Origin of the sequence: Streptococcus suis (assembly GCF_016775005.1) — a bacterium.
Classification (GTDB): domain Bacteria; phylum Bacillota; class Bacilli; order Lactobacillales; family Streptococcaceae; genus Streptococcus; species Streptococcus suivaginalis.
Genome location: NZ_JAEUXI010000002.1, coordinates 201,456 through 224,447, shown reverse-complemented (window position 1 = coordinate 224,447; position 22,992 = coordinate 201,456). Strand labels below are relative to the sequence as shown.

The following is a 22,992-nucleotide window of genomic DNA, read 5'->3' as shown; positions in this document are numbered from 1 at the left end:
AGTATGTTAATTTTGGAAGTTTGTGACAAATCACTCCCATCTCTTGTCAGTCTCTTTACTTGAAACTAGATCGTTACTGAATATCAAACAAGGGGAAGAAAATACAAGAAAAACACAGACAGAAGGGTTCGATTCGATTGGAATCAATTGGAACTGTCTGTGTTTTTTCCTTTTGTTTTGAATTTTCTTATTTGGTAAGAAAATTATTTTGGATCACGGAAGTTGATAGTCGCGTTGGTTGCGTCAAGGCTTAGTTTGTTTTTGCTTTCTTTTTTCTCAACAGTCAGACTAAAACCATCTTCTGTTTCCTTGACCTCTAGTTTTTCATACTGGTCTCTTGTAAAGATACCAATATCTTTCAACTGACTTTCGTCAATCAGACTTGATTCGCTTTGGGCAGTTTCCCACTCTTCATCGGACTCGTAGTAGTAGCCCATAAATTCGCCTAGACTTCTTAAGTCAAGCTTATTTTGAATCTGGAGGTTGATGTCTGCTAATGATTGGTCAGTCAGATCGATATTGGTCACGGTATAAGCTCGGTCTTCGTGTGGAAGGAATTTGTTGTCTCCTAGGAGAGTTCCTTCAATCAAATCCAGTTGGCCATAGTTTTCAACAGAAACATTTTCGAGCTGGGTCTGGTAGAACTGGATATTGTTGCTTTGAGCAGAGATATTGGTATTTTTAATTGTTGATTTGCTGATATCTGTATAGTAACTGCTTAAAGTACCTGAATCCAATTGGATATTGTTGAGATAAAGTGTCCCACCTTGCTCGACGGTCATTTCCTTGATATGGACATTTTCGATGTAGAGACTATCGTAGTAGTGGTTATAGGTATTGTTACTGATGAGTCTGTCCAGTTGCTTACCTGTTGGGACCTCAATGGTAACAGAGTAGATGTCGATAGCGTCATCGGCTAATCTTTCCCCGAGAAACTGCATGATACCTTGAATGGACAGTTGGGGATTTTTGGAGCTAAGGGCCAGGATGCCATTTTTCTCAGTGACTTCAACTGTGTTGTGGGTGTTATTTTTTGAGTTGGCATAGGACACATGGAAGAGTCCGTCGGTTGATTCCTTGATCGTAACCGAATGCGGAAGATCTTTAATCTGGATTTCTGATAGGGAAGTATAGGATGTTTGAACCTGATTCGGCTTTGCAATTTCTTCCAGGCGGTTGAGACCTCCGGAGAAAAATCCAATTCCAACCAGAATCAAGCCAGAAATCAAGCTGACAAAGCCCGTGATGAGGGCGATAGTAAGTTTCTTTTTCATGCTCGTTTACCTCGTTTCAAGATCCATTGGAAGAAGGTTTTGACCAAGCGCCATGCCCAATAGGTGAAAAATCCGGTCAAAAGGTAGAGTAGGATTGCCGCACCAAACAAGGATAGGCCAGCGCCAAAGCCCATGATGAAGACATTGAATCCTTTTGAAAGCAAGGTAAATCCTTCCCAAATCAAGGAACCGCCAGTAACCATCAAGCCGACTCCCAAGCCAAATGCACCAATGATGAAGGCGATAATTAATAATACCAAGCCTAACAAGGCCCCGATCAGCAAGAGAAGAAGAGGGATGGTAATCGGAAGGGTAATCAGAGCAAGACTGGCCAACCAAACTGTTTTCCGTGTATGTTTCAATTGCTCTAAGTTCTTTCCTATGTAAAAAGCTGTGCTGATGGTGACCAAGAAGATTCCCATGATTCCAAGCAGTGGTTCAGCAAAGAGGAAGAAAGCAGAGATGAGAAGGGCAGCACTCAACAAGGCCAAAGTAAGCAAGAAGCGCTTGTCTTGTGGACTGGTCACATCTTCTGTTGGATTTGGGTCTTCCAGTTGACGGTTGAGCATGTTGTTGATCAGTTCATTGGCTGCTTCTTTAGGAGACCCCAACTCTTCCATGATATCGGCTTCACGTTCAGGACCAGCCTCGTCAAAATATTCTTCAAAAAAGTTTCTGGCTTCCAAGTATTCCTTGTGGGGCAACTTTTTCAAATGCTTTTCAAGTTGCTCCATGTACTCAGTTCTTGTCATGGCGGACACTCCCTTCTATGATGCCGTTGATAGTAGTCGTATAGATATCCCAGTCTTCTTTGAGTTGGACCAATTCTTCATGGCCTAGCTGGGTTAAACTATAATATTTCCTCATCCGTCCTTGGAATTCCTGTGAATAGGTGGTCAAGAGATCCTGTTGTTCCAAGCGTTTCAGAATGGGATAGAGGGCAGATTCCTTTATGTTGGAAATCAGCTTGATAGTCTGACAGATCTCATAGCCGTAGGAATCATTGGATTCTAAAATGGCCATAATGAGAAATTCCGTCAGCACAGCAGGTACGGGAAAATGCATGTGGCTCACTCCTTTCGATGATGATCGCCTTGTGGGTTGATATTTGTTATATACTGATTTTTGTATATATCAAAATTTACTATATATAAAATATACACCCACTTAAATAAATTGTCAAGTCATTTGAGGGAAATTTTTTCAAAAAAATAGGACTGGTATTCCAGTCCTGTTTGTAGTTTAGTCCACATAGAGTTTTGATTTATTGCTGAGCCAGCTGTAAAGGAAGCCGATCAGGATACCACCGCCGACAAAGTTTCCAAGACCTGAGAAGAGGAAGTTGGTCAATACGCTCATCACTGTCATTCCCTCGACAGCTCCGCCATTTGCAAAGAAAGCAAGAGAGAAGGTTGAGAAGTTGGCAATTACGTGCTCAAAGCCGAGGAAGGCAAAGATGAAGATGATAAAGATGAGGGAAATCACACGTCCAGCATCGTCTTTCATACGCATAGAAATAAAGACTGCGATGTTGACCACGATGTTGGCAAAGATCCCTTCGACAAACTGGGTCAATGGGGTCTTCATCAGTTTGGCAGTCGTAGCCTGGATCAAGTAGCTATGCTCATCCAAGTGACCAACCTGGTAAGGTTGCGTATAAGAGAGCATGAAGCAGACAATCACTGCACCAACGAAGTTGAAGAAGATACAGGTTGCTAAAATCTTAAGAGCAGTTTTGGTTGGGATAACCTTGCGGTGAACAGCGGAAGTCATATACATCATGTTGGATGTACCGAGCTCGGCATTCATGTAGAGAATCATGACCAAGCACCAACCGAACATAAGTCCGTAACCAAATTTACCCAAGCCATCCACGATGTGGTTAAGCTTGTCAGCGACATAGGCTGAGATTGCCAAACCAATTGCCAGATAAACGCTGGCCATGGCTGCCCGAATCGCATAGGCAAAGAAGTTGCTTTCAATCAAGTCAGCCTTTTTCTTGATACTCTTGTCTATGTTGTAAATGAGTGTATCCTGATTTTCTGCCATAATAGTCTCCTTTATTTGTTAGCGGATATTGAAAAGTTTCTCACAATAAGAGAGTATAACAGAAAATGACTAAAATAGTAAGTGTTTTTCGGCAAAAACACAAAGTAATCGCTCTCATTTTTCTCCTGAAAATTTCCAAGCCCTCTAAGTCGGAAATAGGCGAGATTTTAAGAAGAAGCTGGCTCTTTTCTCCTTCTGATTTCTTGAAACTATGCTACAATATAGATAGAAAAGATCGGAAAAGAGGAGACAATATGTCACAAACAATTGCCTTTGGTTATGGTAAAACAATCGCAGAAATTCCCTTGAAACGACTTAATCGGCACGGGATTATCGCTGGAGCAACAGGGACGGGTAAAACGGTGACCCTTAAAGTCTTGGCAGAGCAGTTGAGTGATGCAGGGATTCCAGTATTTCTGGCCGATATAAAGGGAGACTTGACTAGTCTGGCGGCGGAAAACAGCAAGGAGATTGACCCAGGCCGTTTGGAAGCAACGCAGTATGGTGACTACCAGCCAGCAGCCTATCCAGTTGAATTGTGGGATGTCTTGGGTCAGGAAGGGATTCCTGTTCGCATGACGATTTCAGAGATGGGTCCTGTCTTGTTGACCAGGATTTTGGGACTAAACGAAACCCAGGAAAGTATTTTGAACATCGTCTTTAGTGTAGCAGATCAGGAAGGTCTACTCTTGCTTGATTTGATGGACTTGCGGGCTATGCTTAACTACGTGGCTGAAAAAGCTGAAGAGCTCAGCAAGTATTATGGTAATATCCCAGCTCGCTCAGTTGGAGCCATTCTTCGTAGCCTGGTGGTTTTGGAACAGCAAGGTGGCAATCAATTCTTTGGTGAACCAAGTTTGGAAATTGCTGACTTGATGCGCACTAGCTCAGATGGTCGTGGAGTCATTAACATTCTCAATGCCAAGGATCTCTTCAATCAACCCACCCTCTATTCAACTGTTTTGCTCAGTCTGTTGACAGAACTTTATGAAAGTTTACCAGAAGAAGGGGATTTGGACAAACCAAAATTAGTATTCTTCTTTGACGAAGCCCACGTGCTCTTCAAAGATGCACCAAAGGTTCTATTGGAAAAAATTGAACTGATTGTTCGACTGATTCGTTCCAAGGGCGTGGGTGTCTTCTTTGTCACTCAAAATCCTACAGACATTCCAGATAGCGTGGCAGCGCAGTTGGGAAACCGCATCCAACACGGTCTTCGTGCTTTTACGCCAAAAGAGCTCAAGACGGTGACAACAGTGGCTGAGACCTTCCGCCAAGAAGAGGGTCTTGATTTAGCCAAAGTCATTCAGGAATTGCAGGTAGGGGAAGCAGTGGTTTCCACCTTGCAGGAGGACGGAACTCCGAGTCTGGCAGATCGAGTCCTTATCTATCCACCTAAGAGTCTTTTGGGAACTGTAGAGCCAACAACAGTCTTGAACCTGATTAACAAATCCAGTCTTCTGGACAAGTATGCTGAGATGGTGGACCGCCAATCGGCCCATGAACAGATCACAGCTCTGACGCAGGAGAAAGAGGCTGCCCTCCTTCAAGCTGCTGAGGAAGCGGAAAAGAAAAAGCAGGCTGAAAAGGAAGCCAAAGAAGCAGAAAAAGAAGCACAGGCAGCGGCAAAAGCCCGAGAAAAAGCGGAGAAAGCTGCTCAAAAAGCTAGCCAGCCAACCAGTCGCAGAACTGATTCAACTATGGACCGTTTTACTAAAAACCTGATGAGTCAGGTCGGTAGAGAGGTAGGGCGCGTGGTGACCCGAGGTATTTTGGGCATGTTAAAAGGGAAATAAGGGGGGCGGGCGGCCCCCTTTTATTTGTAGGAGCAATTACTTGCCCCAGTTAGAGACCTGTGCTAAGATATGGAGAGTGACACTAGTTAGTGAGGAATAGACATGCAGGACCAACTTCATTCTCTTTTAACCAACCGCAGACCCCAACCCTTGGGCTTGGAACGAATCTATGCCGTCCTCCTTCCGCTGGTATTTTGGGATGACCAGTGGCATATTTTATATCAATTGCGGAGCGAAGCCATTTCGCAACCAGGGGAGGTTTCCTTCCCAGGTGGGCGTGTAGAAGCGGGTGAAACCTATCAAGAAGCGGCCATTCGAGAAACTATGGAAGAATTAAATCTTTCATCAGACCAGATTGACATTTTGGGAGAGCTGGATTACCTAGTCTTTGGCAAGTCTATGATTCGTTGCTTTGTCGGTATTCTTCAGACGGATTGGACAAGTATCAAACCCAATGAAGAAGTTGCCAAACTCTTTACCATTCCGCTGTCAACCATGCAGCAGTTGGAACCGACCTATTATCAGTTGGATTCGATTATTGATCCCCAAAGTAATTTTCCCTTTGAACGAATCCGTGGCGGTAAAGAGTATCCCTTCAGCCACCACCAACGCCTGGTTCCTTTTTATGAAGGATTGGAAGAAAACCTTTGGGGCATGACCGCCCAGTTCACCCAAGGATTTGTAGAGATGATAAAAGACAGCCAGTAGACGGGCTGTCTTTTTTTGTTGTGGCATAGAACAATTTCAGTCAGGCTTGGTCATGCTTATTTTTTTCTAGTGTTTGCGGATTTCATAAGCAGACTAATGACACCTGTAGCAAAGATTGGGGCAAAGGATCGGATAATCTTTTCCGCACTGGCATAGGAATTTGATTTAGCAATTAATTGAGAGGTTTCTTGAATTTGTTCTAAATCAAGATGCTTACCAGATTGTTTTGCGATATCGGGTGATTCGGATAAAAAACTCATGAGCAATTTGGCACGTCTTGCTCTGTCAGGGTCAACTTGCTGCAACTGTTCAATTTCAAACTCGACTACCGTTCGAATGGCTATGTAATGGAGCTTTGATAATTTACTCCGATTTGTCTCTAGATTACTGATAGTCTGCTTGGTCACTCCAATTAGGGTGGCAAGATCTTCACTAGTCCATCCAATGGTCTCTCGAATCTCTTTTAGATTAGCTTGCATGATAGGTGCCAAGGTTGTTGAGTTTGGATACTTTTCGTTCATGGGAATTCCTTCATCTCTTTTTCTATATTATATCAAAAAATGAACAAACAATGATTTTTTTGTTGATCAAAAAATAAAACGAACAAAAATATATTTTAGTTGTATAAAAATCTTGACAAAATAAAAATGTTGAATTATACTGGATGTAGAAATTAATAAAGAGGAGTAGAACTATGGGCCAAACTATTGTAGAGGAACTTCGTACATTTCGAAAATTGATAATTGAGTTTGAGCAAGCGACCAGAGAAAATGAAGCTGCAAAATTGAAGGTCAAGGAGGCAAAGGACTATCAACCCAAAAGACTAGCTGGGTTTGATGATGCTTATTTAACCAAGTTTGTCGTGGACAGAATTGGGGAAGCACCTACTCTATTTGGTCCATTAGATCTTAGAAGATTGTCCCAAAGGGCAGTAGCCAAGCGAGATGCAGCTATACAGAGATACAATGAGAAGCTAGAGCAGGTCAAACAAGAGTACAATCACCTCTACCACGATAAAAGGCAGGAGTTTCAACGGTTGGACCAGGAGGAAAAAACAGGTAAACTCTCATTTGCCGAAGAGCAACTCTATAAGACAAGTCAAGTGCTAGCAGAGGTGACTAGAAAGGTAGAATCTGTAAACTTGTTGCCTCCCTCGCTCTATTCCTGCCATGCTATCGACAGGCTGATTACTTATTTCGAAGATTGGCGAGCAGACACACTGAAAGAAGCCATTAATTTGTACTTTGATGAGTCTTGGAGAAAAGATGAAAGCCAGCGTTTACAACGATCTTTTGAGGCGCTAGCACAGCAAATGAAAGGTAATGAAGAGCAAGTTTCCGAAGTGCTTAAACTTGTTAGAGAGACTAGAGACACGCTGTTTGAAATGAGGAGCAAGGTCGATGATATCGACTATTCTATTTACGAGTTGAAAAACAAATAAGGAGAACAAATATGGTGAGTAAAAAATTTCAAGAATATATCGATATGAGCGCAAGAGCAGGAAAGGTTGGAGGGGCTAATAACTATCAAGCAGCGTTATTATTAGGAGGTTTTTTAGTTGGATGTTTAGCAACACAAGTTTGGAACCATTTTTTCAAGGGGCTCAAACAAGAGAAAGAAGGAGCAGCCAAGCAAGCAAACCAAGAACAAACATATAAAGTAGTGCGCTTACCCAAAGAAGCTGCGGATGAATTAAGAAAAAGTTGCCCCTTCCTGACTATTGGAACAAGGTTTCACCTTATTGATCAACTAGAAATTGCAGGAAAAGAGACAGCCTTTATCGACATTGTAGGAGGAAAAAGCAATCCTTACTTAGTACCGTTTGATATTCTCCACTCTATTTCGGACATAGCATAAAAGGAACACTTGTTCAAGTGTTCCTTTTTAATGATTTCCTATTGTAAAATGGAATTCATCTTACTTTTTGAGTTTCCAATAAATGTTGACCTACTAGTGCAGCAAGTGTAGCACCAACTAGCGGTGCAAGTATAAAGACCCAAACTTGGCTAAGGGCAGTTCCGCCCACAAAAAGAGCTGGTGCCAAGCTACGTGCTGGGTTGACAGAGAGACCTGTGATGTTCAAGCCCAAAAGAATCAAGAGAGTCAAAGTCAATCCGATAACGAGACCTGCAATTTTTCCATTGCCCTTGCTTGCTGAAGTTACTGTAATGATAACCAAAACAAAGAAAAAGGTTGCAATTGCTTCAAACAAGAAAGCGCCTGCGGCATTTACAGTTGTAAATCCATTTTCTCCTAAACTGGCTGTTGAAAGTCCAGCATTTGACAAGAAAAAAATCAAGGTTGCTGAAGCAAGGATTGCTCCCAAAACTTGCGCAGCCACATAAGTAACAAACTCTTGAGCGTTCAAACGTTTGTTGATGAACATCGCCAATGAGACAGCAGGGTTCAAGTGTGCACCTGAAACAGTACCGATACTGTAAGCAGCCACTACGATAGAAAGACCAAAGGCAAATGCAATTCCCAGATGACCAAGACCATCTACACCATTACCAAAAACAACAGCGCCAGTCCCAATAAAGACCAACATAAATGTACCGATTAATTCGGCTAAAAACTTTTTAGATATGTTTTTTCTTCCGGTCATCTATCATGAATCGTTTTCATAAAAATTTCAAGAAAATTAATTTAAACTTGTGCCAGCGGATGGGATCTAGAGCTACGGTATCTAGTAAGTTGCTTTACAGAAATTAATAAAAGCACCGGAAACCATTGTTTCAAGTGCTTTCTTAGTTCAATTATTTTACTTCAGTAAAGGTTAAATATTATCTTATCCCTGTTGTTGAAAATCCTTTTATAATAAGGGTTTTCGAAAAATTGTGACGATCATTTATGTAAAAGGTAGTGACAAAGGTAGTGATGTAATTAAGCTGTCAACTCTTTCATTTTTTGAGTAAAGATGTTCACAGCGTTTTGAATTTTTTAGGAGCTAGTTCAGCGTAGGTATCCATTGTTGTAGATATTGATTTGTGCCCTAAACGTGTCTGCAATTCCTTCCAATTTGCTCCTGCATTCAACATCAATGAAGCATGTGTATGCCGAAAGAGATGAAATCCATACTTAGGTAAGTTGATTGATTCTAATCTTTTTTCTAGAGTTGTACGCTCGTTCCTATCACACATATAGTTTCCGTATATTGTTGGGAAAATTAACGGGCTTTCTGGCAACCCTTTCTTGGTGAAATATGCATTCATTTCCAGATGAAATTCTCGGAGCTCCTCAAGAACCTGTCTAGGGACGGAGACATTCCGATTGCTAGCATCAGTTTTCGGTGTTTGCTTACAGATAACCTCACCTTTAATCCCTAATTTTTTATTCCCAGCTTTCCACATTAATGTTTTATTGACTTGAATCTCATTTGTGTCAAACAGTAAATCATCAATGTCAAGAGCAAGTAATTCATTAATTCGAAGGGCAGATGCTAGTAATGTGTTACAAATCGTTTTAAAACGACGATTAGCACGTGTATTTTGAAGACTATTAAGGAATTGTAACCATTTTGCTAAGTCTTCATCATGCAATACCATCACACGTTTTTTATGAGCTTTAGGTTTTGGAGGAATTTTAACTACTTTAGCAGGGTTAGTCGTCAAGATTTCCAATGTAATCCCGTAATCGAATATATCACTCAATTTATGGATTACTGCACCAAAATCTTTTGCTTCTCCTTTTCTAGATTTTTTCTTACCTGAAGCAACTGATTTTTGTGATTTCTGTGCTAAATAGTTCACCCATTGTTGTATATCAGCAGATGTGATTTGCTCTGGTTTATAATCTCCGAATTTTGGGAGAATATAAGTGTCCAAGTAGCCTCTAACTCTGTTTAAAGTATTGTGTGAACTAACCCATGTCTTGTAATTGGCAAACCAAGCTTCGGCAAGTTCTGCAAGATTTGAAACCTTGATAACTGTTTTGACCGTTGAACCATTAGACTCAAACTCCAATTTTAATTCAACAATTTTCCTATCTAGTTGTCGAAGTGTTTTGGCTGTGACAGTTTTGGTAATTGACTTTCCAGTTTTGCTGTCAGTACCGATATAGACACCTTTTTGTGAATAGCTAATACTGCCATCTTTTTTTGTTGTTTTAATAATTTTTTTGCCTTTATATTCAATCGTTTCTTTATTCATGTTGCCTCATTAATGTCGGATAAGTAATAAGGCTAAAATAACAACCCCACAGTCTTTTTTGATACCATTATTTTATGAATGGTAATAAAATGGCTAACTAGATAAACCATGGATAGAGTTTTCCTGAAATGTCTAGTTAGCCATTATTTTATAGACTCTACAATGGAAGGATAAAGTAATCCATTTTTAATAAAAAGTGGATTATGGAACGTACCACGAATCCAATAAAAATGGAAAACTAAATAGACCATAAATTTAGATTTTATGGAGTATCTGGTTATCCAATATTTTTATTGATACTAGGATGGAAGACTGAAGTAATCCAATTTAGTAAAAAAATGGGTTATGTAGATAACCATGAATAGCGATTTTATGGAATACCTAGTTATCCAATATTTTTATTGATACTAGGATGGAAGATTGAAGTGATCCAACTTTTAGTAAAAAAATGGGTTATGTAGATAACCATGAATAGCGATTTTATGGAATACCTAGTCATCCATTATTTTTATTGATACTAAGGTGGATGGTTAAAGTAATCCATCTTTTAATAAAAATTGGATAGGTATGAAGTCCATTAATAGTTGAAAAATGGTCTAAATTTATAAAGTCTATGTTTGACCAATAAATGGACAAAGTAGAACTCCATTTTTATTATTTTGAAACTGAAAATTCATGCTTGATTGCCCGAATGACGGGCAACAGCGGGGCGCATTGCTATTCCCCGCAGGCCTATGTTCGATATTTTTGAGCTGTAAGATTAACAATTGACTTCGATTCAAGATAGCTTTTTGTTACTTTTTGCCAAAAAGTAACGTTTTTGTAGTTTTGACAGCCCTGTGGTCCATCAAAACTACAAACGCTCTCCGAGGGGTCTTGCAGACAGCTAACCCAAAAATAAGAAAACAAAAACGCACCAAAAATGGTGCGTCAGTCGTTTTTGTGTTATAATGAAAGCAAATATGAGGAGGTCTTTATCTATGATTGGAGACAATATAAAATCACTACGCCAGACACACGATTTAACACAACCAGAATTTGCGAAAATGGTCGGGATTTCACGCAATAGCCTGAGTCGTTATGAAAATGGAACTAGTAAAGTTTCAACAGAACTCATCGACCGTATTTGTCAAAAATTTAACGTTTCTTATGTTGATATTGTAGGGGAGGACAAGATGTTAACACCTGTTGAAGATTACCAATTGACTTTAAAAGTAGAAGTGATAAAAGAACGTGGAGCAGCCATTTTATCACAGCTTTATAGATACCAGGATAGTCAAGATATTGCTTTTGATGATGAAACAAATCCTTGGATTCTCATGAGCGATGATTTGGCTGAATTGATCAATACGCAAATTTATTTAATTGACACCTTCGATGAAATTGAGCGTTACAATGGCTATTTAGACGGTATTGAGCGGATGTTAGATATGGTGCATCATCGGGTGGTGGCTTAATGAGGTTGGAAGAATTTAGTGAGGCTGAATTTCAGAAGGCCTTGCAGCGAATCATTCGGGCTTTAACCCGAGGAAAGACGATTCCAGATCAACCGAAAGCTATCTTACTTGGAGGACAAAGTGGAGCAGGTAAGACAACTATTCATCGTATCAAGCAAAAGGAATTTCAAGGCAATATCATTATCATCGATGGTGACAGCTACCGTTCTCAGCATCCCAATTACTTAGCCCTGCAAGAAAAGTATGGCAAGGACAGCGTGGACTATACCAAGGGATTTGCAGGAAAAATGGTTGAGCATCTGGTTGATGAACTTAGTACACAAGGTTATCATTTGCTGATTGAAGGGACTTTGCGTACCACTCAAGTTCCTCGTCAGACTGCTCAATTATTATCATCAAAAGGCTACCAAGTTTCCTTAGCTGTAATTGGTACCAAACCAGAGCTTTCTTATCTCAGCACCTTGATTCGTTACGAAGAGCTTTATGCCATCGATCCCAATCAGGCCAGGGCAACACCAAAAGAACACCATGATGGGATTGTTGAGAACTTGGTTGATAACCTAAGCGAGTTAGAAAGAGAGCAACTCTTTGACTGTATTCAGATTTATCAAAGAGACAGGACTTGCATTTATGATTCTAAAACGTATGAAGGTTCCGCAGCAGAAGTTCTTCAAAACTGCCTTTTCGGAGAGTGGAGTAAGGTAGAGGAGGAGATGATGAAGTTTGGACAGGAACGGTTGAGGGAGATGAGTAGAAGTAATGGAAACGATGTATAGTTATATGCAGTATGAATTGGGTTTTTCAGATAGAATTGTAGTTCAATTGATTGCTCATGAGATTAATTCTCTAAGTAAAAATCAGATTAGAAGTGAAATTAAGCAGAAATCATCTAGAATTGAAGATAAATTGAGTGATTTTCCAAGTTACTATACACGGTTAATTAATGAAATGTAAAATAGTTGATAGAAAGGAGAAAAAATGACTAAAATATCTTTCGAAATCCAACAACAAATTATTCAGTGTTTTGGATTGTGTTTTCATTATAAAGATACTGTCGTTTCATTTATGCAGGCTTCAGGAGTTCCTAATAATTTGATATTAAGATGGAAATCAGAACCGAAGTTTGTGTGGGCGAAAAATGTTATAAATGAACTTAATAAAACAGAAGATGGAAGATTTATAATTAGACAAATAGCAACTGAATTTTATAAGATGAAAAATATTCCAGATGAAGTTCAAGATAGACATCGAGGATTGGATGCGTTAAGAAAATTAAAGAGAATGCTAGGTAATACTCAACAGAATAATACTAATGAAACATCGAATAATTCCTATCATCGTTTAAAACAGGAGAAGAAAATTCAAATTAGACAACAACAGATTCAAAAAATTGAAGAGTTAAAATTTGAGTATTATTCGCTATTTTCAAGTGAAAATCCTCAAGAAAGAGGATATCGTCTAGAAAAAATTGTTGCTAATTTATTCAAAGTTAACGAGATCGATTACCATGATTCGTATCGAAATAGCTCAAATACTCAACAGTTAGATGGCTATTTTAGGTTTGAAGGCTTTGATTATCTAGTTGAAATGAAATGGGAAAAAAATCCAGTAAATTCTCCGAAAATTGCTTCTTTAAAACAAAAAGTTGATACAAAACTAACTTCAACTCGAGGACTGTTTCTTTCAATAAACGGTTTTAGAGATGAGGTAATTCAAGACTTTGCAAATAGAGATTCTAAAATTTTATTTATGGATGGACAAGAGTTATCTTATATTCTTGAAAATAGGATTACTTTATACGAAGCTTTAAAAGTCAAGATAGTTGGCGCTTCTAAAACGGGTGATCCCTATGTTTCAATTGTTAATCAATAGTAACCTTTATCAAAGAAGGACTTGGCTCTATCTTAATGATGTAAAAAATTTCTGAACTGAGATTTGGATAAGAATCTTCATTTTACCTAGAACAAATGTTCAAAATTCCAACATATTCTTGTTGATTTTTGATATAATGTAAAAAAACAACAAAGGATTAAACATGAATAAACGAGAACGACTAGAAGAAATTACACGATTGGTAAATAAAAAAGGTACGGTACGAATCTCTGAGATTGTTGAATTGCTAAATGTTACTGATATGACTGTTCGACGTGATTTCATTGAATTGGAAGAGCAAGGAGTTTTAACCAAAATCCATGGCGGTGCTAGAAGTAATAAGGCTTTTCAATATCGGGAATATTCCCATTCTGAGAAACACATTCAAAATAAGGAAGCCAAGCAAGAGATAGCCGAAAAGGCAGCACAGCTGATAGAAGATGGAGACACGGTATTTTTAGGTCCAGGAACAACAGTGGCCTTTCTGGCTGAGGCCATTAAAAATCCTCGTCTAACTGTCATCACCAACTGTATGCCTATTTTTACCATTTTATCTCAAAAGAAAACAGAGGAATTTCAAGTCTTTCTCCTTGGAGGAGAATATCGCCAAGTGACAGAATCATTTGTAGGAGAAATTACCAATACAAGTTTAGAAAAAATGCGATTCAGCAAGATTTTCTTTTCAGGTAACGGACTTAAGGGAAGTGATGTCATGACTTCCACCCTAGCGGAAGCCTATACGCAAAATATTGCCATCAAACATTCTTTAGAAAAGTACCTACTGCTAGATGCCTCGAAAATTGGCAAAGATGATTTTACTTCCTTTTGTGATTTGAATGATGTAACTGCTCTCGTGACAGATATGAATGCAAAGGATGAAAATTACCAATTATTACATAACCACATTGAAATTATTTCTACAAAATCATAAAATAATCAAAACCAACAGTAAAATGTTGGTTTTTTTGTTTATATATGAAAAAAATAAACAAAAATAAAACAAAATATGTTGACTTTGTGTTTGTTTAGTTGTATAATTTAAACACAAAAAGCGAAAACGCTTTTCTAAGTTTTGCAAAACAAAGATTTTCTGCCACATATGGCTACAACTTTCTATTTTTGTTAGGAGATAGGTTATGACAATCATTATCGGTGCTGATCCAGCGGGCTCAAAACTAAAGGACGTTATTAAAGATTATTTACAAGAAAAATCATATGACTTTAAAGATGTCAGTGATGGAAGTGATTTTGTTGACACAACTTTGGCAGTAGTTGCAGCAGTCAATCAAGAGGAAGGAAATCTTGGTATTGTGATTGATGCTTATGGTGTTGGTCCATTTATGACCGCAACTAAAGTCAAAGGCATGATCGCTGCAGAAGTTTCAGATGAACGTTCTGCCTATATGACAAGAGGGCACAACAATTCGCGTATTATTACAATCGGTAGTGAGATTGTAGGAGAAGGAATTGCTAAAAATATCGTTAAAGGATTTGTTGAAGGTGAGTATGATGGCGGCCGTCACCAAATTCGTGTCGATATGCTAAATAAAATGTGCTAATTGTTGTAAATAAAGGAGAATAAGAGATGAAAATTGCAATCGGTTGTGACCACATTGTAACCTATGAAAAAATCGCTGTGGTAGATTATTTGAAAAATCAAGGATATGAAGTATTGGACTTTGGGACTTATGACAACGTTCGTACTCATTACCCAATCTTTGGTAAAAAAGTTGGTGAAGCTGTTGCAAGCGGACAAGCAGATTTGGGCATTTGTATCTGTGGAACTGGTGTTGGAATCAACAATGCTGTAAACAAGGTTCCTGGTGTTCGATCAGCCTTGGTTCGTGATATGACCTCCGCACTTTACGCTAAGGAAGAGTTAAATGCCAACGTCATTGGTTTTGGTGGCAAAATTACGGGTGAGTTGCTCATGTGCGACATCATTGAAGCCTTCATTAAAGCAGAATACAAACCAACTGAAGAAAACAAACGTTTGATCGAAAAGATTGCTGCAGTTGAAACGCTCAATCAAGAGCAAGCTAATCCAGAGTTCTTTACAGAATTTCTTGAAAAGTGGGAGCGTGGAGAATACCACGACTAGGAGGCTCACATGATTTTGACGATTACTTTAAATCCGTCGGTTGATATTGCCTATCAATTGGATACCTTTCAATTGGATACGGTCAATCGAGTAGAAAAAGTTCAAAAAACAGCTGGAGGCAAGGGGCTTAATGTGACACGGGTTTTGAAACAAATCGGTGAAGATGTTGTGGCTACTGGTTTCATTGGTGGTGAACTTGGAAGTTATGTAAAGAAACAACTCACTCGAAATGATATTAAAAATTCCTTTGTAGAAATTGGGAATGAAACACGTAACTGCATTGCGGTTCTTCATGATGGCAAACAGACGGAGATTTTAGAACAAGGACCAACTATTCAAGAACATGAAGCCTTGAATTTTATCGAACATCTAGAAATTATTCTGAACAATGTAGATGTTGTTGCTATTTCAGGAAGTTTGCCTAAGGGACTTGCTAGCAACTACTATGTTAAGGTCATTGAACTTTGTAAAAAATGTGGTGTGGCTGTTGTTCTAGATTGTTCTGGTGAGGCCCTGAAAAACGTTTTAGAAAGCCAGCAGAAGCCGACCGTTATCAAGCCAAATACAGAAGAGTTATCACAGTTAATTGGCAAAAATGTCACAGATGATATTCAAGAATTAAAAGCAGTTCTATCTGGTCAATTATTCCAAGGAATTGAATGGATAGTCGTATCCTTGGGGGCAAAGGGGGCTTTTGCCAAACACAATGATAAGTTCTATCGTGTTAAAATTCCAAAAATAAATGTCGTCAATCCAGTAGGTTCGGGTGACTCAACTGTTGCAGGTATTGCAGCTAGTTTGAAACATGCATTATCTGATGTAGAACTACTAAAAAATGCAAATATTTTGGGTATGTTAAATGCTCAGGAAGAACAGACAGGTTATGTCAACCTAGAACATTCAGAAGTATTGTATTCTCAAATTGAAGTCGAGGAGGTTTAAGATGGTAGTAACAGCAGAAAAAAGAAAATATATGGAAAAAGTAAGCAATGAAGCAGGAGTCATTTCAGCTCTTGCCTTCGACCAACGTGGAGCCTTGAAAAAAATGATGGCAAAACATCAGGCAGAAGAACCTACTGTGGAGCAGATGGAAGAGCTAAAAACGCTAGTTTCAGAAGAATTAACACAGTTTTCTTCTTCAATTCTGTTAGATCCTGAATTTGGCTTACCAGCTTCACGCGCCCGCGATGAGCAATGTGGATTGCTTTTGGCTTATGAAAAAACTGGCTATGACACCAGCTCTACCAGTCGTTTGCCAGATTGCCTGGTAGAATGGTCTGTAAAACGACTAAAAGAAGAGGGGGCAGATGCCATTAAGTTTCTACTCTACTATGACGTTGATGGTGATCCATACGTTAATCTTCAAAAACATGCCTATATTGAACGCTTAGGTTCAGAATGTCAGGCAGAAGGTTTGCCATTCTTCTTGGAGATTTTGAGCTACGATGAGACGATTGATGACAATGCTAGTGTTGAGTTTGCCAAAGTTAAACCTAGAAAAGTAAATGAAGCCATGAAAGTCTTTTCGGATGAACGTTTTGGAGTAGATGTTCTCAAGGTAGAAGTACCTGTGAACATGAATTTTGTAGAAGGCTTTGGAACAGGGGAAGTCGTTTATACAAAAGAAGAAGCAGCCGAACATTTTCGTCAACAAGAAGCATCAACTCATTTGCCATATATTTATCTAAGTGCAGGTGTTTCTGCTAAACTCTTCCAAGATACACTAGTATTTGCACATGAAGCAGGTGCTAAATTTAATGGTGTTCTCTGCGGTCGTGCAACATGGGCGGGTGTTGTGCCAGTCTATATTGAACAAGGAGAAAAAGCAGCACGTGAATGGTTACGAACTGTTGGTCGTGAAAATATTGAAGGGCTTGATGCAGTCTTGTCTCAAACTGCTACTTCCTGGGTAGAAAAATTATAAAAAAATAACCATTTTTCTTAAAGAAAGGGTTTACATTTTCTGAGGATATGCTATAATAATCTCATCAGCAAGAATAGAGTGGATTGTAACTAATTCGATTAGGCAAGACTACAAATGGATTTGAGAGTAGGATATTCTCGGTTTGTTTGTAGTCTTTTTTTGCTTAAAAATATAGGAGGAATATATGTTTAGGATTATACAGTCACTAAATAATAACGCTGCTCTGGTAAAAAATGAACATGGGGAACAGGCAGTCGTGATGGGATTAGGTATAACCTTTCAAAAGAAAAAGGGAGATTTAATTGTTCAGGATAAGATAGAAAATATCTTTTCGCTAAAAAATGATGAAGCCAAAGAAAATTTTCTAACCTTATTAAAAGATATTCCCTTAGATTTTATTTCGGCAACCTACACGGTTATCAATCATCTCGTAGCAACGTATCATTACCCTGTACAAGAATATCTCTATGTGACACTGACAGATCATATCTATTGTGCCTATCAGGCGGTTTTAAAGAATACTTATCAAGAAAGTAGGCTACCCAATATTTCAGCCGAATATCCATTGGAATACAAAATGGCGCGTGAAGCCTTAGCTATGTTTCGTGAAAAGTTGCTAAAAGATTTTCCAAATGATGAGATTGGTAGAATTGCACTTCACTTAATTAATGCAAAGGGTGAAACCATTCATCCCACAAGTGAAGAACAGGACATCAGCAAAAAAATTATAACAGATGTTGAACAAATTCTAACGGAGAATGGGATTAAACGCTCAAAAGAAAATAGCAATTTTTATGATCGCTTTATGATTCATCTGTCCTATTTTCTGAATTACTTAGATAGATCTCATCAGTCAAATGAATCAATTGCTAGTTTGGAACAGCATATCAAGCTCCAGAATCCAAGAGCTTACCTGATTGGAAGTCAGATTTTTGAGATGATTACATCATTGGTTGATGAACCTGTAAATGACAGTGAAAGGTTCTATATTGTACTACATATTCAACGGTTATTGTAAATCAATTCAATTTTAAAAGGAGGTTCATATTATGAACAGAGAAGAAATTACGTTATTAGGTTTTGAGATTGTTGCGTTCGCTGGAGATGCACGTTCTCGTTTGATGGAGGCACTGGCTGCTGCTCAAAAAGGTGATTATGCAAAAGCAGAAGAACTAGTTGAAGCTGCCAATGCTTGTATTGTTGAAGCTCATCATGCTCAGACTAGCTTGTTGCAAAAAGAAGCGGCTGGTGAGGATTTAGCCTTTAGTGTGACACTTATGCATGGTCAAGACCATCTCATGACAACATTGTTATTGAAAGACATGATGAGTCATATGATTGAATTGTACAAACGAGGTGATAAGTAATGAATAAATTGATTGAATTTATTGAGAAAGGGAAGCCTTTCTTTGAAAAGATTTCGAGAAACCCTTATTTAAGGGCTATCCGTGATGGTTTTATCGCAGCCATGCCAGTTATTTTGTTCTCAAGTATCTTCCTATTGGTAGCTTTCGTGCCGAATATCTTTGGATTTACTTGGTCTGATGAAGCAGTTGCTGCTATCATGAAACCTTACGGATACACAATGGGGATTGTAGCTGTCCTAGTTGCAGGAACGACCGCAAAATCTTTGACAGATGCTTTTAACCGTCAATTGCCAAAAACCAATCAAATCAACTTTATTTCAACCATGATTGCCTCAATTTCAGGTTTCCTATTACTGGCTTCTGATGGTATTGAAGGTGGTTTTGCCAATGGTTACATGGGAACTAAAGGACTTTTGACAGCCTTTCTAGCAGCCTTCATTACAGTTAATATCTATAAGGTCTGTGTGAAAAACAATGTCACCATTCGTATGCCAGATGAAGTTCCACCGAACGTATCCCAGGCGTTTAAAGATGTAATTCCATATGCATTGTCTATCTTTGTCTTGTATGGAATTGATCTTGCGACACGTCAACTGGTTGGAACAAACGTTGCTGAGGCTATTTTAAAATTATTTGAGCCATTATTTACAGCAGCAGATGGTTATGTTGGTATTACCATTATCTTTGGTGCCTATGCTTTGTTCTGGTTTGTAGGGATTCATGGTCCATCAATTGTTGAACCAGCAATTGCAGCCATTACCTATGCCAATATTGAAACCAACTTCCAACTTTTGCAGGCGGGTCAACACGCTGACAAAATCCTGACTTCAGGTACTCAAATGTTTATCGTGACAATGGGTGGTACAGGTGCTACCTTGGTTGTGCCATTCATGTTTATGTGGTTGACTAAGTCTAAACGAAACAAAGCAATCGGACGTGCTTCAGTTGTTCCAACATTCTTTGGTGTAAATGAACCAATCTTGTTTGGTGCACCGCTTGTACTTAACCCAGTATTCTTTGTTCCATTTATTTTAGCTCCAATTGCTAACGTATGGATTTTCAAATTCTTTGTTGATACGCTAAAAATGAACAGTTTCAGCGTCAACTTACCATGGACAACTCCAGGACCATTGGGGATTGTCATGGGAACAAACTTTGCTCCACTTGCCTTTGCACTAGCTATCTTATTGGTATTTGTCGATGTACTTATCTATTATCCATTCTTGAAAGTTTATGATGAGCAAATTCTTGCTGAGGAACAATCAGGGAAAGTTGAAAATAGCTTGAAAGAGAAAGTGGCGGCTAACTTCAATACTGCCAAGGCGGATGCTATCCTTGAAAAAGCTGCTGTTGATACCGAAATTTCTGAACAAACCAACGTTCTGGTACTTTGTGCAGGCGGCGGTACAAGTGGATTGCTTGCTAACGCGTTAACTAAAGCCGCAAAAGAATACGGTGTTCCAGTCACAGCGACAGCAGGAAGCTATGGTGCTCACCGTGAGATTTTGCCAGAATATCAATTGGTTATCCTTGCACCTCAAGTAGCATCGAACTATGATGATATGAAACAAGAAACCGATGCATTGGGCATAAAACTCGCCAAAACTGAAGGGGCTCAATACATTAAACTCACACGTGATGGTCAAGGTGCTCTTGACTTTGTCAAACAACAGTTCTAGAACCTGTATTCACAGTTCAGCACTTCCATCTAAGGCTAGTTTTTCAGCTACTCATCGTTAGTTTTTTTCAAAATACAGTCAGTATTCCCTCAAAAAACTGCCTTGATTAGCGAAAAACTATCTCTTATATACAAGCACTTCACTTGTGAATACAGGTTCTTAATCAAAAGGGGAGGGAGTGAAATCTCCAACTCCTACCCCTTTATTTATTTTTGATAGAAGAAGGTAGGCATATGGTTAAAACATTACCAAAAGATTTTATATTTGGTGGAGCAACTGCTGCATATCAAGCAGAGGGTGCCACAAAGACAGATGGAAAAGGTCGTGTTGCATGGGATAAGTATCTAGAAGATAATTACTGGTACACTGCGGAACCAGCTTCTGATTTTTATAATCGTTATCCAGTTGATTTAGAATTAAGTGAACAATTTGGAGTAAACGGCATTCGTATTTCAATTGCTTGGTCTCGTATCTTCCCAACAGGCTTTGGAGAAGTGAATCCAAAGGGAGTAGAGTTTTACCATAAATTATTTGCGGAATGCCATAAACGTCACGTAGAACCATTTGTAACGCTTCACCATTTTGATACACCAGAAACGCTACATTCTAATGGTGACTTTCTAAATCGAGATAACATTGAACACTTTGTCAATTACGCAGCGTTTTGCTTCAAAGAATTTCCTGAAGTTAATTACTGGACTACCTTTAATGAAATCGGCCCAATTGGTGACGGTCAGTATCTTGTTGGGAAGTTCCCACCAGGTATTCAGTATGACCTAGCTAAAGTATTCCAATCTCATCACAATATGATGGTTTCACATGCCAAGGCAGTTAAGCTCTACAAGGATGCTGGTTATAGCGGAGAAATTGGTGTTGTACATGCATTGCCAACGAAATATCCTTATGATCCAACCAATCCAGAAGATGTCCGTGCAGCTGAACTTGAAGATATTATTCACAATAAATTTATCCTAGATGCAACATACTTGGGTTACTATTCTGAAAAGACTCTTGAAGGTGTTCGCCATATTTTGAAAGTAAATGGTGGGGAATTAGACCTTCGTGATGAAGACTTCGCGGCCTTAGATGCTGCAAAAGATTTGAACGACTTCTTGGGCATCAATTACTATATGAGTGATTGGATGAGAGCACATGATGGAGAAACTGAAATTATCCATAATGGTAAAGGTGAAAAGGGAAGTTCTAAGTATCAAATCAAAGGAGTTGGTCGTAGAGAGTCCCCAGTTGATATTCCAAAAACGGACTGGGATTGGATTATCTATCCACAAGGCCTTTATGACCAAATAATGCGTGTGAAAAATGACTATCCAAACTATAAGAAAATCTACATCACTGAAAATGGTCTAGGCTATAAAGATGAATTTGTAGATGGTACAGTCTATGACGATGGTCGAATTGATTATGTGAAAAAGCATTTAGAAGTGATTTCAGATGCTATCTCAGATGGTGCCAATGTTAAAGGGTATTTCATCTGGTCCTTAATGGATGTATTTTCTTGGTCAAATGGATACGAGAAACGATATGGTTTGTTCTATGTTGACTTTGAGACTCAAGAACGCTATCCAAAGAAAAGTGCTTATTGGTATAAAAAAGTAGCAGAAACACAGGTTATTGAATAAAAATAATACAAGGATGCCTAGCTCAAGTTAGCATCCTTGTTTTCATATAAGGGAGGCAGTTTTTATGCTTGAATTAAAAAATGAGAACTTAACAGTACAATTTTCTGAATTAGGTGGGCAAATTATTTCAATTAAAGATAATGATGGTGTCGAGTATCTTTGGCAAGGAGATCCGACCTATTGGAGCGGTCAAGCACCAGTTCTATTTCCAATTTGTGGAAGTTTACGAAATGATTGGGCTATCTATGAACCTGCAGAAAGACCGACATTTACAGGTACAATTCCAAGGCATGGACTTGTGCGAAAAATGATGTTCAAAAATGTAAGGAGAACCGAAAATTCTTTGGAATTTTCTATTTCATCAAATGAGGAAACCGTAAAAAATTACCCATTTGAATTTGAACTTTCCATTAATTACTCACTACTTGGTAATACAATCCGAACCGAATATCGAGTGAAAAATCTTGAAGGACATAGAAAGCTACCTTACTTTATTGGGGGTCACCCAGGTTTTAATTGTCCCTTGTTGGATGGTGAGAGTTATGAAGACTATTATTTAGAATTTGAAAAAGTAGAATCTTGTACAGTACCTAGAAGTTTTCCAGAAACTGGTTTACTTGATCTGCGAGATCGCCGTTCATTCTTGGAAAATCAAAAGACCTTGGACTTGTCCTATCAACTGTTTGAGCATGATGCTATAACATTGGATCAATTAGCATCACGAAAGGTATCTTTGAAATCTAAAAATCATCAGAAGACTCTTTCGATTGCATTTGATGATTTTCCATATTTAGTGATTTGGTCAACTACAAATCAGAGTCCCTTTATCGCTTTAGAGCCATGGAGTGGACTCTCTACATCACTGGAAGAATCTGATATATTCAATACCAAACGAAATATTAGTTACGTCGCTCCAAAAGAAGTTGATACAAAATATTTTGATATTATTATTGAGTAAACTTTTGAAAATGTTTGCT

The 22,992-nt window shown here is 38.6% G+C and carries 23 protein-coding genes and 1 pseudogene; 17 read left to right on the top strand and 7 right to left on the bottom strand.

The genetic code is table 11. The features are described 5' to 3' along the window. Positions 1-203 precede the first annotated feature (203 nt). The 4 genes from JNG37_RS03220 to JNG37_RS03205 all read right to left on the bottom strand — a co-directional run bounded on the left by JNG37_RS03220 (position 204) and on the right by JNG37_RS03205 (position 3,323). Entirely contained in the window at positions 204-1,274 is a 1,071-nt protein-coding gene (locus JNG37_RS03220; protein ID WP_158455897.1) for a DUF4097 family beta strand repeat-containing protein, read from the bottom strand. Then, on the bottom strand, positions 1,271-2,026 hold the full coding sequence (locus tag JNG37_RS03215) for a DUF1700 domain-containing protein (RefSeq protein WP_158455895.1): 756 nt from the start codon (positions 2,024-2,026) through the stop codon (positions 1,271-1,273). Before JNG37_RS03215 ends, JNG37_RS03220 begins: the two co-directional genes overlap by 4 nt. Beyond that, positions 2,013-2,339, bottom strand: coding sequence for a PadR family transcriptional regulator (locus JNG37_RS03210; RefSeq protein WP_105111503.1), 327 nt, complete (start codon positions 2,337-2,339; stop codon positions 2,013-2,015). The genes JNG37_RS03215 and JNG37_RS03210 overlap by 14 nt, the downstream gene beginning before the upstream one ends. 177 nt (positions 2,340-2,516) lie before the next feature. Then, positions 2,517-3,323: a formate/nitrite transporter family protein gene (locus JNG37_RS03205; protein ID WP_158455893.1), complete on the bottom strand. Its 807-nt coding sequence runs from the start codon at positions 3,321-3,323 to the stop codon at positions 2,517-2,519. A gap of 254 nt (positions 3,324-3,577) precedes the next feature. Between JNG37_RS03205 and JNG37_RS03200 the strand changes: the two genes are divergently transcribed. Both JNG37_RS03200 and JNG37_RS03195 read left to right on the top strand, forming a co-directional pair. Beyond that, on the top strand, positions 3,578-5,119 hold the full coding sequence (locus JNG37_RS03200; RefSeq protein ID WP_158455891.1) for a helicase HerA-like domain-containing protein: 1,542 nt from the start codon (positions 3,578-3,580) through the stop codon (positions 5,117-5,119). 102 nt (positions 5,120-5,221) lie between these two features. Next, positions 5,222-5,827 (top strand): NUDIX hydrolase, encoded by a 606-nt coding sequence (locus JNG37_RS03195; protein ID WP_158455889.1) that lies wholly within the window; start codon positions 5,222-5,224, stop codon positions 5,825-5,827. Between the two features lie 56 nt (positions 5,828-5,883). Here the strand turns inward: JNG37_RS03195 and JNG37_RS03190 are convergent, their stop codons facing one another. Then, the gene (locus tag JNG37_RS03190; protein WP_158455887.1) at positions 5,884-6,348 is read right to left on the bottom strand and encodes a helix-turn-helix transcriptional regulator; all 465 of its coding nucleotides are present in this window, start codon (positions 6,346-6,348) and stop codon (positions 5,884-5,886) included. Between the two features lie 173 nt (positions 6,349-6,521). Here JNG37_RS03190 and JNG37_RS03185 point away from each other — a divergent pair, with 173 nt between their 5' ends. Both JNG37_RS03185 and JNG37_RS03180 read left to right on the top strand, forming a co-directional pair. Continuing rightward, complete coding sequence (locus JNG37_RS03185) at positions 6,522-7,268, top strand: hypothetical protein (RefSeq protein WP_158455885.1); 747 nt, start codon at positions 6,522-6,524, stop codon at positions 7,266-7,268. An 11-nt stretch (positions 7,269-7,279) separates the two neighbouring features. After that, a complete protein-coding gene (locus tag JNG37_RS03180) occupies positions 7,280-7,684 on the top strand; it encodes a hypothetical protein (protein WP_158455883.1) in 405 nt (134 codons plus the stop codon). Positions 7,685-7,739: 55 nt separating this feature from the next. Here the strand turns inward: JNG37_RS03180 and JNG37_RS03175 are convergent, their stop codons facing one another. Further along, complete coding sequence (locus tag JNG37_RS03175; RefSeq protein ID WP_158455881.1) at positions 7,740-8,432, bottom strand: MIP/aquaporin family protein; 693 nt, start codon at positions 8,430-8,432, stop codon at positions 7,740-7,742. A 278-nt stretch (positions 8,433-8,710) separates the two neighbouring features. Further along, positions 8,711-9,975: pseudogene (locus JNG37_RS03170) on the bottom strand (tyrosine-type recombinase/integrase). A 980-nt stretch (positions 9,976-10,955) separates the two neighbouring features. Here JNG37_RS03170 and pezA point away from each other — a divergent pair. From pezA to JNG37_RS03105, 13 genes are all read left to right on the top strand, one after another. Further along, positions 10,956-11,432, top strand: a complete 477-nt coding sequence (pezA, locus tag JNG37_RS03165) for a type II toxin-antitoxin system antitoxin PezA (protein ID WP_158456092.1) — start codon at positions 10,956-10,958, stop codon at positions 11,430-11,432. Next, on the top strand, positions 11,432-12,208 hold the full coding sequence (gene pezT / locus JNG37_RS03160) for a type II toxin-antitoxin system toxin PezT (protein ID WP_158455880.1): 777 nt from the start codon (positions 11,432-11,434) through the stop codon (positions 12,206-12,208). Before pezA ends, pezT begins: the two co-directional genes overlap by 1 nt. A gap of 202 nt (positions 12,209-12,410) precedes the next feature. Next, positions 12,411-13,304, top strand: coding sequence for a restriction endonuclease (locus tag JNG37_RS03155; protein WP_158455878.1), 894 nt, complete (start codon positions 12,411-12,413; stop codon positions 13,302-13,304). A 163-nt stretch (positions 13,305-13,467) separates the two neighbouring features. Continuing rightward, positions 13,468-14,235 (top strand): DeoR/GlpR family DNA-binding transcription regulator, encoded by a 768-nt coding sequence (locus JNG37_RS03150; RefSeq protein ID WP_158455876.1) that lies wholly within the window; start codon positions 13,468-13,470, stop codon positions 14,233-14,235. Positions 14,236-14,440: 205 nt separating this feature from the next. Next, on the top strand, positions 14,441-14,863 hold the full coding sequence (gene lacA / locus JNG37_RS03145; RefSeq protein WP_024384734.1) for a galactose-6-phosphate isomerase subunit LacA: 423 nt from the start codon (positions 14,441-14,443) through the stop codon (positions 14,861-14,863). A gap of 26 nt (positions 14,864-14,889) precedes the next feature. Continuing rightward, on the top strand, positions 14,890-15,405 hold the full coding sequence (gene lacB / locus JNG37_RS03140) for a galactose-6-phosphate isomerase subunit LacB (RefSeq protein ID WP_158455874.1): 516 nt from the start codon (positions 14,890-14,892) through the stop codon (positions 15,403-15,405). Between the two features lie 9 nt (positions 15,406-15,414). Beyond that, complete coding sequence (locus JNG37_RS03135; RefSeq protein WP_158455872.1) at positions 15,415-16,347, top strand: tagatose-6-phosphate kinase; 933 nt, start codon at positions 15,415-15,417, stop codon at positions 16,345-16,347. Between the two features lies 1 nt (position 16,348). Then, a complete protein-coding gene (gene lacD, locus JNG37_RS03130) occupies positions 16,349-17,329 on the top strand; it encodes a tagatose-bisphosphate aldolase (RefSeq protein WP_158455870.1) in 981 nt (326 codons plus the stop codon). A 184-nt stretch (positions 17,330-17,513) separates the two neighbouring features. Further along, positions 17,514-18,347: a PRD domain-containing protein gene (locus JNG37_RS03125; protein ID WP_158455868.1), complete on the top strand. Its 834-nt coding sequence runs from the start codon at positions 17,514-17,516 to the stop codon at positions 18,345-18,347. Positions 18,348-18,378: 31 nt separating this feature from the next. Further along, positions 18,379-18,696, top strand: a complete 318-nt coding sequence (locus tag JNG37_RS03120; RefSeq protein WP_003048451.1) for a PTS lactose/cellobiose transporter subunit IIA — start codon at positions 18,379-18,381, stop codon at positions 18,694-18,696. Then, on the top strand, positions 18,696-20,375 hold the full coding sequence (locus tag JNG37_RS03115) for a lactose-specific PTS transporter subunit EIIC (RefSeq protein WP_158455866.1): 1,680 nt from the start codon (positions 18,696-18,698) through the stop codon (positions 20,373-20,375). The genes JNG37_RS03120 and JNG37_RS03115 overlap by 1 nt, the downstream gene beginning before the upstream one ends. A gap of 233 nt (positions 20,376-20,608) precedes the next feature. Beyond that, positions 20,609-22,015: a 6-phospho-beta-galactosidase gene (lacG, locus tag JNG37_RS03110; RefSeq protein ID WP_029187006.1), complete on the top strand. Its 1,407-nt coding sequence runs from the start codon at positions 20,609-20,611 to the stop codon at positions 22,013-22,015. A 64-nt stretch (positions 22,016-22,079) separates the two neighbouring features. After that, on the top strand, positions 22,080-22,973 hold the full coding sequence (locus JNG37_RS03105; RefSeq protein WP_158455864.1) for an aldose 1-epimerase family protein: 894 nt from the start codon (positions 22,080-22,082) through the stop codon (positions 22,971-22,973). The last annotated feature ends 19 nt before the right edge of the window (positions 22,974-22,992 follow it).